This is a genomic window from Streptomyces sp. NPDC020983 (assembly GCF_044333485.1).
GTDB lineage: Bacteria > Actinomycetota > Actinomycetes > Streptomycetales > Streptomycetaceae > Actinacidiphila.
Window position 1 is genome coordinate 265563 of the sequence record NZ_JBIRRA010000004.1, and the last position, 14515, is coordinate 280077.

At 75.4% G+C, this 14515-nt stretch carries 10 protein-coding genes; 5 read left to right on the forward strand and 5 right to left on the reverse strand.

Going from position 1 to position 14515, the window contains the following annotated elements; genetic code table 11:
* Window positions 1-101 precede the first annotated feature (101 nt).
* Both ACH4SE_RS10235 and ACH4SE_RS10240 read right to left on the reverse strand, forming a co-directional pair.
* Complete coding sequence (locus ACH4SE_RS10235; RefSeq protein ID WP_398542880.1) at window positions 102-644, reverse strand: hypothetical protein; 543 nt, start codon at window positions 642-644, stop codon at window positions 102-104.
* 234 nt (window positions 645-878) lie between these two features.
* On the reverse strand, window positions 879-1958 hold the full coding sequence (locus tag ACH4SE_RS10240) for a mechanosensitive ion channel family protein (protein WP_398542881.1): 1080 nt from the start codon (window positions 1956-1958) through the stop codon (window positions 879-881).
* A gap of 250 nt (window positions 1959-2208) precedes the next feature.
* Between ACH4SE_RS10240 and ACH4SE_RS10245 the strand changes: the two genes are divergently transcribed.
* The gene (locus tag ACH4SE_RS10245; protein WP_398443084.1) at window positions 2209-2745 is read left to right on the forward strand and encodes an HNH endonuclease; all 537 of its coding nucleotides are present in this window, start codon (window positions 2209-2211) and stop codon (window positions 2743-2745) included.
* 254 nt (window positions 2746-2999) lie between these two features.
* A complete protein-coding gene (pepN, locus tag ACH4SE_RS10250) occupies window positions 3000-5576 on the forward strand; it encodes an aminopeptidase N (RefSeq protein WP_398542882.1) in 2577 nt (858 codons plus the stop codon).
* A gap of 155 nt (window positions 5577-5731) precedes the next feature.
* Here the strand turns inward: pepN and ACH4SE_RS10255 are convergent, their stop codons facing one another.
* Complete coding sequence (locus tag ACH4SE_RS10255; protein ID WP_398542883.1) at window positions 5732-7060, reverse strand: MFS transporter; 1329 nt, start codon at window positions 7058-7060, stop codon at window positions 5732-5734.
* 104 nt (window positions 7061-7164) lie between these two features.
* Between ACH4SE_RS10255 and ACH4SE_RS10260 the strand changes: the two genes are divergently transcribed.
* Window positions 7165-7701, forward strand: a complete 537-nt coding sequence (locus tag ACH4SE_RS10260; RefSeq protein ID WP_398542884.1) for a MarR family winged helix-turn-helix transcriptional regulator — start codon at window positions 7165-7167, stop codon at window positions 7699-7701.
* 372 nt (window positions 7702-8073) lie between these two features.
* Here the strand turns inward: ACH4SE_RS10260 and ACH4SE_RS10265 are convergent, their stop codons facing one another.
* Both ACH4SE_RS10265 and malQ read right to left on the reverse strand, forming a co-directional pair.
* Complete coding sequence (locus tag ACH4SE_RS10265) at window positions 8074-8304, reverse strand: hypothetical protein (RefSeq protein ID WP_398542885.1); 231 nt, start codon at window positions 8302-8304, stop codon at window positions 8074-8076.
* Between the two features lie 47 nt (window positions 8305-8351).
* Entirely contained in the window at window positions 8352-10490 is a 2139-nt protein-coding gene (gene malQ / locus ACH4SE_RS10270; RefSeq protein ID WP_398543192.1) for a 4-alpha-glucanotransferase, read from the reverse strand.
* Window positions 10491-10657: 167 nt separating this feature from the next.
* Between malQ and ACH4SE_RS10275 the strand changes: the two genes are divergently transcribed.
* Window positions 10658-11467 (forward strand): ABC transporter ATP-binding protein, encoded by an 810-nt coding sequence (locus tag ACH4SE_RS10275; protein WP_398542886.1) that lies wholly within the window; start codon window positions 10658-10660, stop codon window positions 11465-11467.
* 112 nt (window positions 11468-11579) lie between these two features.
* Complete coding sequence (locus ACH4SE_RS10280; RefSeq protein WP_398542887.1) at window positions 11580-14069, forward strand: FtsX-like permease family protein; 2490 nt, start codon at window positions 11580-11582, stop codon at window positions 14067-14069.
* Window positions 14070-14515: the final 446 nt, after the last annotated feature.

Here is a 14515-nt window from a genome sequence, read left to right on the forward strand (position 1 = left end):
GTACGTGCGCGCGGTGCGTGTGCGGCCGGGGTACGGGCCACCCGGCCGGTCCGCGCGGGCGAGGGGCCGGAGAACGGGCTCTCCGGCCGGTGTCACCGGTGTCAGGAGCCGTAGAGCTCGGTCATCTCGGTGATCGTGCTGCCGTCCAGGACGACGTCGTAGAAGTTCTGTCCGTAGCAGTACTCCTTGGACTTCGCCGCCTGGCCGCCGTCCCAGGTGTCGCCGTTCGGGTCGGCGCACGTCTTCACGTGCGCGATACCCGTCCGGGGACCTTCCGTGGCCCCGCGGGTCTCGGGCCCGTTCTCCCCGATGACCGTGATCTTCGCACTGAGCGAGAGGGCGTAGGTCTTGAGGGCACCCACCGGGTGGTACGCCGCGCCCTCGTTCGTCGTCGGATCGCATGCGGCCTTCGCTTCGCGCGCGATGACGTTGTTCATCGCGCCCTCCACGTTGTTGACCCAGATGTAGGAGTGGCCGGGCGCCAGGGTCGGGCAGGAGTTGTGGTCCTCGCCCGCCGCGGTCGCCTTGGGCGCCTTGGGTGTGGCGCTGCTGCCGGCCCCCGCGCTCGGGCTGCCGGTGTCGTCGGCCACCGGGTCGTCGGGTCCGCAGGCGGCGAGAGTGAACGCCGCGGACGCGATGGCCAAGGCAGCCAGAATTCTCCGAATGGAAATAGGAACCCCCGATTCCGGCCCGCGTGCATACCCGCACGCGGGTGACATGTTCAAGCCGGAGCAGGGTAGCGGGGGCGTCGGCGATCTTGTCAAATCCCGAACGGCCGGTAATTCCGGACCTCCGGGAGGGTGTTTCCGGCGGTTCGCGCGGGCGCCGGATCCGGGAAAAGAATCCGCCGGCCCCGGATCCCCGAAAAGGGAGCGGGCTCAGTCCTCGCCGGCGGCCGGCGGCGGTACGGCCGCCGGGCGCTGGCCCGCGGGCGGCGGGGCGGACTCGTCGGCGCCGGGCGCCATCGGGGCGCCCTCGGCGGCCTCGGCCGCGGGGTCGGTCACCGTCGCGGCGGGGGCGCCGCCGGACAGCGGGATGCCCTCGCGGTCGAAGGCCTGCTTGATCCGCCAGCGCAGCTCGCGGGCGACCGGCGCGGCCTTGCCCGGCATGGTCTTCGCCTGGAGCTGGATCACCGAGAATTCCGGGCCCACCGACTCCAGGCCCAGCACCTTCACGGGCTCCCACAGGTACTCGTCCCAGGGGTCCTCCTTGCCCATGACGTCCGCGGTCTCGGTGATCACCGTGCGTGCCCGGACGAGGTCGGCCCCGGCGCCCACCTGGACGTCCACCGCCGCCGTCGCCCAGCCCTGGCTGAGGTTGCCGATCCGCTTGACCTCGCCGTTGCGCACGTACCAGATCTCGCCGTTGTCGCCGCGCAGCTTGGTCACCCGCAGACCCACCTCGACGACCGTGCCGGACGCCACGCCCGCGTCGATGACGTCGCCGACGCCGTACTGGTCCTCCAGGATCATGAACACGCCGGACAGGAAGTCCGTCACCAGGTTGCGGGCGCCGAAACCGATCGCGACACCGGCGACACCGGCGCTGGCCAGCAGCGGGGCCAGGTCGATGCGCAGCACCGACAGCACGGTCAGCGCCGCGGTGCCGAGGATCAGGAAGGACGCCACGCTGCGCAGCACCGAGCCGATGGCCTCGCTGCGCTGCCGCCGCCGCTCCGCGTTCACCAGCAGGCCGCCCAGCGCGGTGGCGGCCGCCGCCTCCGCGCCGCGGTTCATCCGGTCGATGAGCTTGCTGATCGTGCGCCGCACGATGGTGCGCAGTGCGACCGCGATGACCAGGATCAGCACGATCCGCAGGCCCGCGCTCAGCCATCCGGCCCAGTTGTCGTCGACCCAGCTGCCGGCCTGCGAGGCGGTCTGGGAGACGGAGTCGAGAGGGGCGGCGGGTGGGGGCGTCGCGGTGGACACGGGCGGGGACCTCCGGAGTGTGCGAAGCATCCACAGTAACGAAGGACCGATGCCGTTCCGTTGCACCGTCCGAGGGGCGGAAAGCCTCCCGGAGGGGGAGAGAAAGTGGGAAGAAGGGGGGATAACCAGGGGAGCGGCACCTGCCGGGGCCCAGCGGTGTGGTCCAAAACACCCTCGCACCGTTACCCGGGCATGGTGGCGCCTCGCCCCGCCTTCCGGAGAGACTGAGACGGATCGTCCCGGCGCGAGCCACGCGCCGCCGGCGTTAAAGGAGGCATACGTGCCGCATGTCCTGGTCCTGAACGCGTCGTACGAGCCGCTCGGCGTCGTACCGCTCCGCCGTGCGCTTGTCCTCGTGCTCAACAACAAGGCCGTGTGCCTTGAGGAATCCGGCGCCTACCTGCACAGCGAGACAGAGGCGCTGCCGGCGCCCAGTGTCGTCAAGCTCACCAAATTCGTCCGCGTGCCCTTCCGCGGCACCGTCCCGCTCACCCGGCGGGCCCTCTTCGCCCGCGACGGCGGCCGCTGCGCCTACTGCGGCGGGGCCGCCACCAGCGTCGACCACGTGATCCCGCGCAGCCGCGGCGGCCAGCACGCCTGGGAGAACGTGGTGGCCGCGTGCCGGCGCTGCAACCACGTCAAGGCCGACCGCCACGTCGCCGAGCTCGGCTGGCGGCTGCGCCACCAACCCGCGCCGCCCACCGGACTGGCCTGGCGCATCATCGGGACCGGCCACCGGGACCCGCGGTGGCTGCCATACCTGCAACCCTTCGGCGCTGACGACGCCCTGGCCCGGATCGACGGCATATCGGCCTGAGATCCGGGCCTTCGTGTGTCACGGGGGCCCCCGCGGTGTCCACCGGCACCGGGCGGGCCGCCCCGTGACGCCGTGCGTCCTGTTCGTCACCCTGGGTGATCAGTGTGTCCCGCGCGCCCGCGCCGTTACGTCCTGCTCCGCGCGACGGCGTGTCCGCTGAGGGCGGCGCCGGAGTTGTCCACAGGGGTTCCGCGGGCTGAACGGGTCGCGTGCAAGGATGGCTGTCTCACCTGACGAGAAGGAGTTGGGCCACCGTGCCTGGTACGAACCTCACGCGCGAGGAGGCGCAGCAGCGGGCGGATCTGCTGACTGTGGACGGCTACGAGATCGAACTGGACCTGACGGGGGCCCAGGAGGGGGGGACGTTCCGTTCGCGGAGCAAGGTGGTCTTCGACGTCGCGGGCGACGGCGGCACGAGCTTCATCGACCTCGTGGCGCCGGAGGTTCACGAGGTGCTGCTCAACGGAGCGCCGCTCGATCCGGCGGAGGTGTTCAAGGACTCGCGGATCGCCCTGGAGTGGCTGCCCGGCGGGCGCAACGAGCTGGTGGTCGTCGCCGACTGCGCGTACACCAACACAGGTGAGGGCCTGCACCGCTTCGTCGACCCGGTGGACAAGCAGGCGTACCTCTACACCCAGTTCGAGGTGCCGGACTCGCGCCGGGTCTTCGCCGTCTTCGAGCAGCCGGACCTGAAGGGCACCTTCACCTTCACGGTCAGGGCCCCGCAGGGCTGGACGGTGGTGTCGAACTCGCCGACGCCCGAGCCGTCGGCCGACGGTGTGTGGTCCTTCGCGCCGACCCCGCGGATCTCGTCGTACATCACCGCGCTCATCGTCGGCCCCTACACCTCGGTGCACAGCAGCTGGGAGGGCGACGGCCGCAGCGTCCCGCTGGGCGTCTACTGCCGGCCCTCGCTCGCCGAGCACCTCGACGCCGAGGCCATCTTCGAGGTCACCCGGATCGGCTTCGACTGGTTCCAGGAGAAGTTCGACTACGCCTACCCGTTCGCCAAGTACGACCAGCTGTTCGTGCCGGAGTTCAACGCGGGCGCGATGGAGAACGCCGGGGCGGTGACGATCCGCGACCAGTACGTCTTCCGCTCCAAGGTCACCGACGCCGCCTACGAGGTGCGCGCCGAGACCATCCTGCACGAACTGGCGCACATGTGGTTCGGCGACCTGGTCACCATGGAGTGGTGGAACGACCTGTGGCTGAACGAGTCGTTCGCCACCTACACCTCCATCGCCTGCCTCGCGCACGCCGAGGGCTCCGCCTGGCCCCACGCCTGGACGACGTTCGCCAACTCCATGAAGACCTGGGCCTACCGGCAGGACCAGCTGCCCTCGACCCACCCGATCATGGCCGAGATCAACGACCTGCAGGACGTGCAGGTCAACTTCGACGGCATCACCTACGCCAAGGGCGCCTCGGTGCTCAAGCAGCTCGTCGCGTACGTGGGGATGGACGAGTTCTTCACCGGCGTGCAGGCCTACTTCAAGCGGCACGCCTGGGGCAACACCCGGCTGGCCGATCTGCTCGGCGCCCTGGAGGAGACCTCGGGCCGCGACCTGAAGGCCTGGTCCAGGGCCTGGCTGGAGACGGCGGGCATCAACGTGCTGCGCCCGGAGATCGAGGTCGACGCCGAGGGCGTCGTGACGTCCTTCGCCGTCCGCCAGGAGGCGCCCGCGCTGCCCGCCGGCGCCAAGGGTGAGCCGGTGCTGCGCCCGCACCGCATCGCCGTCGGCGCCTACGACCTGCGGGACGGCGTGCTCGTCCGCACCCGGCGCATCGAGCTGGACGTGGACGGCGAGCTGACCGAGGTGCCCGACCTCGCCGGGGCCCGCCGCCCCGACGTGGTGCTGCTCAACGACGACGACCTGTCCTACGCCAAGATCCGGCTCGACGAGCAGTCCCTCGCCGTCGTCCGCGACCACGTCGGCGACTTCACCGAGTCGCTGCCGCGCGCGCTGATCTGGGCCTCCGCCTGGGACATGACGCGCGACGGCGAGGTCGCCGCCCGTGATTACCTGGAGCTGGTGCTGCACGGCATCGGCAAGGAGACCGACATCGGGGTGGTGCAGTCGCTGCACCGCCAGGTCAAGCTCGCCCTCGACCTGTACGCCGACCCGGCCTGGCGCGAGACGGGGCTGACGACCTGGACGGCGGCCGCGCAGCAGCACCTCGCCGCCGCCGCGCCCGGCAGCGACCACCAGCTCGCCTGGGCCCGCGCCTTCGCCGCGACCGCCCGCACCGACGAGCAGCTCGACGTCCTCGCCGGTCTGCTCGACGGCTCGGTGGGCTACGAGGGCCTCGCCGTCGACACCGACCTGCGCTGGGCGCTGCTGCTGCGGCTCGCCGCGACCGGCCGCGCCGACGAGCAGGCGATCGCCGCGGAGCTGGCCCTCGACCCGACGTCGGCGGGCGAGCAGCACGCCGCCGCCGCCCGCGCCGCCCTCCCGACGGCCGAGGCCAAGGCCGCGGTGTGGTCGGCGGTCGTCGAGTCCGACACCCTGCCCAACGCCACGCAGGAAGCCGTCATCACCGGCTTCGCGCAGGCCGACCAGCGCGAGCTGACGGCGCCCTACGCGGAGAAGTACTTCGCCGCGATCAAGCAGGTGTGGGCCGAGCGCAGCAACGAGATGGGCCAGCAGATCGTCGTCGGCCTCTACCCGGTGCACCAGGTCTCGCAGGCCACGCTGGACGCGACCGACGCCTGGCTCGCCACCGCCGACCCGGCCCCGGCCCTGCGCCGCCTGGTCGTCGAGAGCCGCGCGGGCGTCGAGCGCGCCCTCAGGGCCCAGGCGGTGGACGCGGCCTCGGCCGCGAGCTGACACCGCCGGCCCCGGGGTGAGCCACCCCGGGGCCGCCCGGCGGAGCGGCGGGTGAGCCGGCGCACGCGCTGCCGGGGTGCGGTCGGGCGGGTGCTGCCGGCCGCGGGCGGCGGCCGGTCCCGGCGGGGTGGCTGTCGTGCCGGGGCGCGGGGCCGTCAGGGGGTGACGGCGGGGCGCGCGGGCTGCGGGGCCGTGGGCGGGGCGGTCCAGGTGCGGGGCGCGGGCGGGAGGTGCACGGCCGCCTCCGGGAGGCAGCGCTCCAGCCGGAGCAGCACGGCCGCGGCCGCCGCGGCGGTGCCGGTCAGCAGCAGCCACGGCAGCCGCGGATCGGCGGCGGCCAGCGCGGTGAAGAGGGACGGCGCCACGATCGCCGCGAGCGACCAGGACAGCTGGTACGCCGCCATGTAGCGGCCGCGCAGCGCCTCCGGCGCGGTGGCGACGGCCAGCGAGCTCGCCGCCGGGCTGTGCACCGTCTCGCCCGCCGTGTAGAGCGTGACCAGGGCCAGGAGCAGTCCGCCCGCCGCCCATCCGGCCGCGGGCCGCGCGGTGGCCAGCAGTCCCAGCCCGGCGAAGGACGCGGCGAACAGCAGCGCGCCCAGCGCCGCCGCCCGGGTACGGCGCGCCCCGCCCCGCCGGGTGAGCCGGGCGACGTGCACGCCGCCCGCCGCGCACAGCACGGTGTTGAGCGTGAAGGCCGCGCCGGTCAGCGCCTCGGGGCCGTGCAGCGGGCCGGCGATGAAGAGCGGGAAGAGCACGCCGAGAGCGGAGTACCCCAGCGCGGTGAGGAAGTTGGCGCCGGCGAGGGCCAGGAAGGGGCGGTCCGCCGCGACGACCCGGTAGCCCGCCTTCGCCTTCGCCCTCACCGCCGCCGCCGCGCCGCCCCGCCGCGCGGCGGGTGCGTGGACGCGGCGCATCAGCAGGAAGGCGGCGCCGAAGCTCGCGGCGTTCAGCCACGCCGCGAGCGTGAACCCGCGGTCCCCGGCGAGCGAGACGACCAGCGACGCGAGCAGCGCGCCCGCGCCCAGTCCGCCGTTGCGCAGCGCCCGGGCCGCGGCCTGCAGGCGGTCCCGGTCCGCGCCCGCCGCCACCTCGCCGATCCAGGACTGCTGCACCGCCGGGAAGGCCCGGTCCCCGAGCGCGGTGCCGAGCGCGACGGCGGCGAAGGCCGGCAGCGCGGCGGCGAAGGGGTAGAGCGCGAAGCCGGTGCCCCGCACCGCGTACAGCAGGAGCTGCACCCGCCGCGCGCCGTACCGGTCCACCGCCGCCCCGGCCAGCGGCAGCCCCGCCATGCCGGCCAGTCCCACCACGCTCAGCACCGCGCCGACGGTGGCGAAGGACAGGCCGGTGAGGTGGTGGAAGAAGACGAGGCTGAAGGGCACGTACATGCCGGAGCCGACCGCGTCGACGGCCATCGCGGCGAGCATGGACCGCTCGCCGGGCAGGCGGTCCGCCAGGGGGCGGCTGCGGCGCGGGCGCAGGGGCATGCGGGTCTCCCGGGGTAGGTCGGCGCTAACTAGCTTAGCTCCAAGCTAGTTAGCGTCAAGCTACTTTCTTGCCGTCGAGCGGTCCCGCGCCCGATACTGGGGGGATGGGAAATGCCGCCGGGGATGCCGGGGCCGCTGACGCGGGAGAAGCCGGTGACGCCGTTGACGCGATCACGGCGCAATGGGCCGTCGAGCGGCCCGAGCTCGACACGCTCGCCATGGCCGTCTACGGGCGCGTCTACCGCATCGCGCGCGTGATGGGCGACCGGATGGAGGCGGAGTACCAGCGGTACGGCATCGGGCGGGGGGAGTTCGACGTCCTGGGGACGCTGCGGCGGGCGGGTGCGCCTTACACCCTGTCACCGCGCGAGCTGTCCGCGACGCTCATGCTCACCACCGGCGGGATGACGGGGCGGCTCGACAAGCTCGAACGGGCGGGACTGCTGGCCCGTTCGCCGGACCCGCACGACCGCCGTGGACTGCGGGTGACGCTCACGGAGCGGGGCGTCGGTGTGGTCGACCAGGCCCTTGCCGCCGGCCTCGCCGTCCAGCGCGAAGCGCTTGCCGCGCTGGCGCCGGAGGAGGGGCCCCGGCTTGCCGCGCTGCTGCGGCGCCTGCTCGCCGCGTCCGCCGCGGTGTGAGGCGTACGCCCCGGGACGTCCGGGGCTCCGTGGTGCGCCGTCGTCGTGGTGTGCCGCGCGGTCCCATCGCCGCCGGGCGGCAGGTACCCTCGCGCACCGGCGGCACCCGCCCGCCGGGACGGGGAGCGCCGACGGGCCTGAGCGCGGGGCGGCGGACCGGGCGCGCGGGGAACGGCGCGCTCGGCCACGGCAGCGGGAAGGCGGCACGCCACGGCGCCCGGCAGCCCCCCGGGGCACCGCGCGCCAGGACAGGGGGCGGCCCGGCGGGCCGGGACGCCGTGCGCGCCCGACCTGGCCGGCGGACGGCCGCGCGGGCCACCGCACGTGGCAGCTCCTCAGGCGCGGACCGCCGGCGATCCCGCAGGGGCCGGGCTACTTGCGGGACTTGTCCGTGACGATGACGAGGCCCGCGATGACCGCGAAGGCCACGAGCGGGATCGCGACGTAGAGGCCGAGGGTCTGGGCGACGCTCAGGCCGGAGCCCGGGTCGTCACCGTCGTCGTGCGCCAGCGCGAACGCCGGGGTCGACAGCAGCATCAGCACCGTGGCGGTCGCGGTGACGACGCCGGCGCGCATGACCTTCTTGTTGAGCTTCTTGTCCACGTGGCCAATGTAGTGACCACCCCGGCGGCCCGCGCGCCCGGGGGTGCCTAAGAGGGGTGGGCGAGGGCGCGGCGGATCTCGTCGGTGAGGGCGTGCAGGCGGGGCGAGGCGGCGAGCTGTTCGAGGGCGAGCGGGTTGCCCTCCGCGTCGGCGACGGGCAGCCGCCAGTTGGGGTACTGGTCCCACGTGCCCGGCAGGTTCTGCGGGCGGCGGTCGCCGACGCCGTCGCCCAGCCACACGCCGACCATCCGCGCCGGGGTCGCCACCAGGAAGCGGTGGACGGCCCGTACGACGGCCTCCTCGCCGGCCGCGCCCTCGGGGAGCAGGCCGAGCCTGCCGAGGAGGCCGATCCACTCGGAGACCTCCGCCGCGTCGTCCGCCTCCTCCTCGGCCAGCGGCCGGGTGAGCAGGCCGAGCCGGTGGCGCAGGCCGACGTGCTCGCCGGTGAGCCGGGCGGCCGTGCTCGGCAGGTCGTGCGTGGTGGCGGTGGCCAGGCACGCCTCCCGCCAGTCGTCCGGCAGCAGCGGTGGCGGCGGCCGTCGCCCGGCCTCCGTGCCGTCCGCGGCCTCCGTGCCCCCGCCGGGGGGGTCCGGGTGGTCCGCCGCGCCGTCCCCGTCCCCGTCCGGCGCCGTCCCCGCGCCGTAGTCGCGCTCGAACCACAGCACCGAGGTGCCGAGGATGCCGCGGCCGGCGAGCTCCTCCCGTACGCCGGGCTCGACCGTGCCGAGGTCCTCGCCGATGACGACGGCCCCCGCCTCGTACGCCTCCAGGGCCAGCAGGCCGAGGAGGGCGCCCGCGTCGTAGCGGACGTACGTGCCCTCGGTCGGGGGGCGGCCCTCGGGGACCCACCAGAGGCGGAAGAGGCCCATGACGTGGTCGATGCGCAGACCGCCGGCGTGACGCAGCAGCCGGGAGACGAGGTCGCGGTAGGGGGCGAAGCCGGCGGCGGCGAGGGCGTCGGGGCGCCAGGGCGGCAGGCCCCAGTCCTGGCCGCGGGCGTTGAAGGCGTCCGGCGGGGCGCCCGTCGACATGCCCGTGGCCAGGACGTCCTGCATCGACCAGGCGTCGGAGCCGGCGGGGTTGACGCCCACGGCGAGGTCGTGCACGACACCGACCGCCATCCCCGCGTCACGTGCCGCCCGCTGCGCCGCCGCGAGCTGGCCGTCGGTCAGCCAGCTGAGCCAGCGGTGGAAGTCGACGCGGTCCTCGTGCTCGCTGCGGGCACGCGCCACCTGCGCGGAGCGCGGGTCGCGCAGGCCCGCGGGCCAGGTGCGCCAGTCGGGGCCGTGCAGCTCGGCGAGCATCGACCAGGTGGCGTGGTCGTCGAGCGCCCGGCCCTGCGCGGCGAGGAAGTCGGCGTAGGCGGCGCTCCGCCCGGGGCTGAGCGGCACCTCCCGCAGCAGCTCCAGGGCCTGCGACTTCAGCTCCCAGACGGCGTCCCGGTCGATGAGGCTGTCCTTGAGCAGCACGGTGTCGCGCAGCGCCGCGGCCCTGGTCAGCAGCCGGGCCGCGGCGGCGCGCCCGTCCGGCGGCAGGTAGGCGTATTCCGGGATCTCCTCGATCCGCAGGTAGACCGGGTCGGGGAAGCGCCGCGAGGACGGGCGGTACGGCGACGGGTCGGTGGGACGCCCCGGTACGGCCGCGTGCAGCGGGTTGATCTGCACGAACCCCGCTCCCAGTGCCCGCCCCGACCAGGCGGCCAGCTCCGCGAGGTCGCCCAGGTCGCCCATGCCCCACGAGCGGCGGGACAGCACGGAGTAGAGCTGCGCCATGAAGCCGAAGCTCCGCCCGCGCGGGCCCGCGAGCCGGGCGGGCGCGACGACGAGGTCGCCGCGCGCGGACCGCCCGTCCGGCGCGACCGCGCGCAGCGTGTAGCGCCCGGGGCGGCCCGGCAGCCGGCCCAGCGTCTCGCCGGCCTCGGTCTCCACGGTGACGTCGGTGCCCTCCGGCAGCCCGGTCAGCGGCTCTCCGGCGCGCAGCACCGTGCAGGGGGGCAGCAGGTGCCGGGCGGCCCGCTCCTCGTACGCGGCGAGGGCGGCGCGTACGGCGTCGGGCGTGGAGGCGTCCACGCCGAGGGCGGCGAGCACGGCCACCACCGTGTCCCCGGCGACCGCGACCTCCCGCCCGGGCGCGGGGCTGTACGTGACGTCCACACCGTGCAGCGCGGCGAGCCGTGCCCGGTCCATCGAGCCTCCGTGGTCCACTTCCGGATTTTTCCGGCCGATCACCTCAGCCCTACCCCCTGCGGGGGGTGCCACACCCGTTGCCGTGGGTCACGGTGGGGTTCTCCCCACCTCCAGGAGGCCAGGAGACGCCATGGTTCACCCGGTCGGCACTCCGTAGCGTCGAGGACATGGCTGCTCACGGCTTCGTCCCCGTATCCGACGCCTCCCCGCCCGGAAGGGCCCCCGGCGCCTTCGCCGTCGAACTCCGCTCGGTCACCCGCACCTACGGGCGCGGCGACGCCGCCGTGCACGCGCTGCGCGGCGTCGACCTCGCGCTGCCGCGGGGCAGCTTCACCGCCGTCATGGGGCCGTCCGGTTCCGGCAAGAGCACCTTCCTGCAGTGCGCGGCGGGCCTCGACCGGCCGAACGGGGGAGAGGTGGTGCTCGGCGGCGAGCCGATCACCGGGCTCGGCGAGAACCAGCTCACCAAGCTGCGCCGCCGCCGGATCGGCTTCGTCTTCCAGTCCTTCAACCTGCTGCCGTCGCTGACGGTGCAGCAGAACGTCCTGCTGCCGCTGCGGCTGGCCGGGGTCCGCCCCGACCGGCGCCGCGCCCAGGACCTGCTCGCCGAGGTGGGCCTCGCCGGCCACGGGCGGCGCCGCCCCGGGCAGCTGTCCGGCGGCCAGCAGCAGCGCGTCGCCATCGCCCGCGCGCTCATCACCGACCCCGAGGTGATCTTCGCCGACGAGCCGACCGGCGCGCTGGACACGGGCACGGCCCGTGACGTCCTCGCGCTGCTGCGCCGCGCGGTCGACGCGCTCGGCGCGACGGTGGTCATGGTCACGCACGACCCCGTCGCCGCCTCCCACGCCGACCGGGTCCTCTTCCTCGCCGACGGCCGCCTCGCAGGCGAGCTCCGCTCCCCCTCTCCCACGCAGGTCGCCGACCGCATGGTCGCGCTGACGGCTGCCGCCGCGTCCGCCGGGAGGGCGGCATGACGACCCCGCGCCGGGCGGGCGTCTCCACGGGCGCGCGCACCCTCCCCCCTGGCCCGCGCGGGCGGCGGCCCGCGACGGCGCACGGCGGCCGCCGTGCTGGAAGGGGGCTGCGGTGAACGGGCTCGCGAGGGCGTCCGTACGCTTCCGGCCCGCGTCCTTCGCCGGGACGTTCGTCGCGCTGTTCTTCGCGGCGGTCGTCGTCAGCGCGTGCGGGATGCTGCTGCAGACGGGACTGACCGCGCACGTCGCGCCCGAGAGGTACGCGCACGTGCCGGTCGTCGTCGCGCCGCATCCGGCGGCGCGGATCCATGCGGGGCACGGGGACGACGCCGACACCGAGGAGGAGCCGCTCACCGGCACACCGCGGCTGGACGCCGGCCTCGCCGCGCGCGTCGCCGCGGAGCCGGGGGTGGCGACGGCCGTCGCGGACACGGCCTTCCCCGTGCAGGGCGCCGGGCAGCTGACGGGGCGCAACTGGGCGGCCAGGGTTGTCGACGGCACCGACGTCGTGCGGGGGCACGCGCCCGGCGCCGGCGAGGTGGTCCTCGACCCGGCGACCGCGCGGGCCGCGCACACCGCCCCCGGACGGACCGTCACCCTCGACGCGCCCGGCGGGACGGCCGCCTACCGGGTCGCCGGACTCACCGCGCCCGCAGGCGCGCCCACCGCCTACTTCGCGGACGCGACCGCGGACCGGCTGTCCGGCCACCCCGGGTTCGCCGACGCCGTCGCCGTCCTGGGCAGGCCCGGCGTGAGCACCGACCACCTCGCCGACCAGGTGCGGCACGCGGTCCGCGGCGCCGCCGACGTACGCACCGGGGACGGGCGCGGGGCCGCGGAGCAGCCGCAGCTCGCCCAGGCGCGGGAGATGCTCACCGCACTCGGCGGGTCCTTCGGCGGCATCGCCACCGCCACCGCCGTCTTCGTCGTGATGGGCACCGTCTCGCTCGCGATCGGCCAGCGCGGGCGGGAGATCGCGCTGCTGCGTGCGGTCGGTGCCACCCCGCGGCAGATCCGCCGCACCGTCGCCACCGAGGCGCTGCTCGTCGCGCCGGTCGCCGGGGCGGCCGGCATCCTGCCCGGCATCGCGCTGGCCCGCTGGTGGCTCGACCAGCTCGTGCGCAAGGACGCCGTGCCGCACGGCGTGACGCTCGCGGTCGGCTGGATCCCGATGGTCTCGGCGGTCGGCGCCGGGCTGCTCTCCGCGCTGGTCGCGGGCCGCCTCGCGGCCCGCCGCCCGGCGAAGGCGCGGCCCAGCGCCGCGCTCGGCGAGGCGGCCGTGGAACGCCGCCGTCCCGGCGTCGTCCGTACGGTGCTGGGCACCGCCGCCCTGGCGGGCGGTGTCGCGCTCGCGGTCGTCGCCGCGCACACCACCGGCGACGACGCGGCCAGCGTCGCCCTCGGCGTCGTCTTCTGCTTCATGGTCGGCGTCGCGCTGCTCGGCCCGGTCGTCGCCTGGCTGGCCTCCGCGCTGCTCGGGATCCCCCTGCGCGCCGGTGGTGCGCCCGGCGAGCTGGCGGCCGCCAACACGCGCGCCAACGCGCGCCGGCTCGCCTCCGCGATCACGCCCCTCGTGCTCGTCACGGCCTTCACCGGAACCCTGGTGTGGATGCAGAGCTCGGTCGTGCACGAGTCGTCCCGGCAGATCAGGGAAGGCGTCGTCGCCGACCAGGTGATCGGCGGCAGCGGCCCCGGCCTGCCCTCCGGCACCGTCGCGCGCGCCGCGCGCACGCCCGGCGTGGACACCGCCCTCGGCGTGCTCCGCAGCGGGGCCCTCTACCGCGCGGGCGGCTCGCTCAACTCCACCAGCGTCCTCGGCGTCGACGGCGACCCCGCCGCGCTCCCGCGCGTCCTCGACCTCGGTGTCCGCGAGGGCTCCCTCGCCGCGCTCACCGGGGACGGGCGCACCGTCGCCGTCGACACGCTCCTCGCCGGTACGGCCAAGGCGCACGTCGGCCACCGCATCTCACTGTGGCTCGACGACGGCACGCAGCTGCGGCCCACCGTCGTCGCCGTCTACAGCCGCGGCCTCGGCCTCGGCTCGCTCCTGCTGCCCCACTCCGCCGTCGCCCCGCACGCCACCGCCGCCCTCGACACCGAAGTGCTCGTGCACGACGCCCCGGGGGCGGACCCCGGCGCCGTACGGCACGCCCTCGGCGCACCCGGCCTCACCGTCACCGACCGCGCGGGCTACCGGGCGCAGGCCGACCGCGACCTCGAACTCAACAGCTGGGCCAACCGGGTGATGGCGACCGTACTCGGCGGCTTCGCCGCGGTCGCGGCGGCCAACACCCTCGTCATGACGGTCCTCGACCGCCGCCGCGAACTCGCCCTCCTCCGGCTCGCCGGCACGACCCGGGGCCAGGTCCTGCGCATGCTGCGGGCCGAGGCGCTCCTCGTGGCCGTCACCGGGCTCGGCATCGGCGGGGCGATCGCCTGGACCACCCTCGTCCCCATCGCCCGCGGCCTCACCGGCGCCACGCCGTACATCCCCCCGGCCCAGCCCCTCGCCCTCGCGGCCGCCACCCTCGCCCTGACCCTGGCGTCCACGTCCCTCCCCGCCCGCGCGCTGCTGCGTACGCCTCCGTCCGTGACCACCTGACCCACCACCGCGGTGTGCCCACGCCTGGCGGCGCCCGCTTGCGGTGGGGCTCGCGGCTGCCCCGCCGCCGGGGTTTCCCGCGCCTGGCGGCGCCGCGCTCGGGCGGTGCCCGGATGCCGTGCGTTGGCGGCTTGCCCGCCGCCGGGGTGCCCGCGCCTGGCGGCGCGGGGTGTTCCCACCCCCACCACCCGTGCAGGTGATTGCGACAACTTCTGTCCACCTGTGGGGGTGCGCCGCCGTCGGGGGCGAACCGCGGTCCCTCAAGGACTTCACCCCCACCGACAGGCAGCCGCCACACCGGCCCGGGAGGGGGACGATCCGGGGGTGCCCCCGCAGGAATGCGCACCCCGCCGCCCACTAATCCCGTAAGAGGTCAGACGCGCATTCCGAGGAGGTACCCCCGGAGTGGCACCCGACCCCACCCCCGCACGGAGTGCGCGATGCCC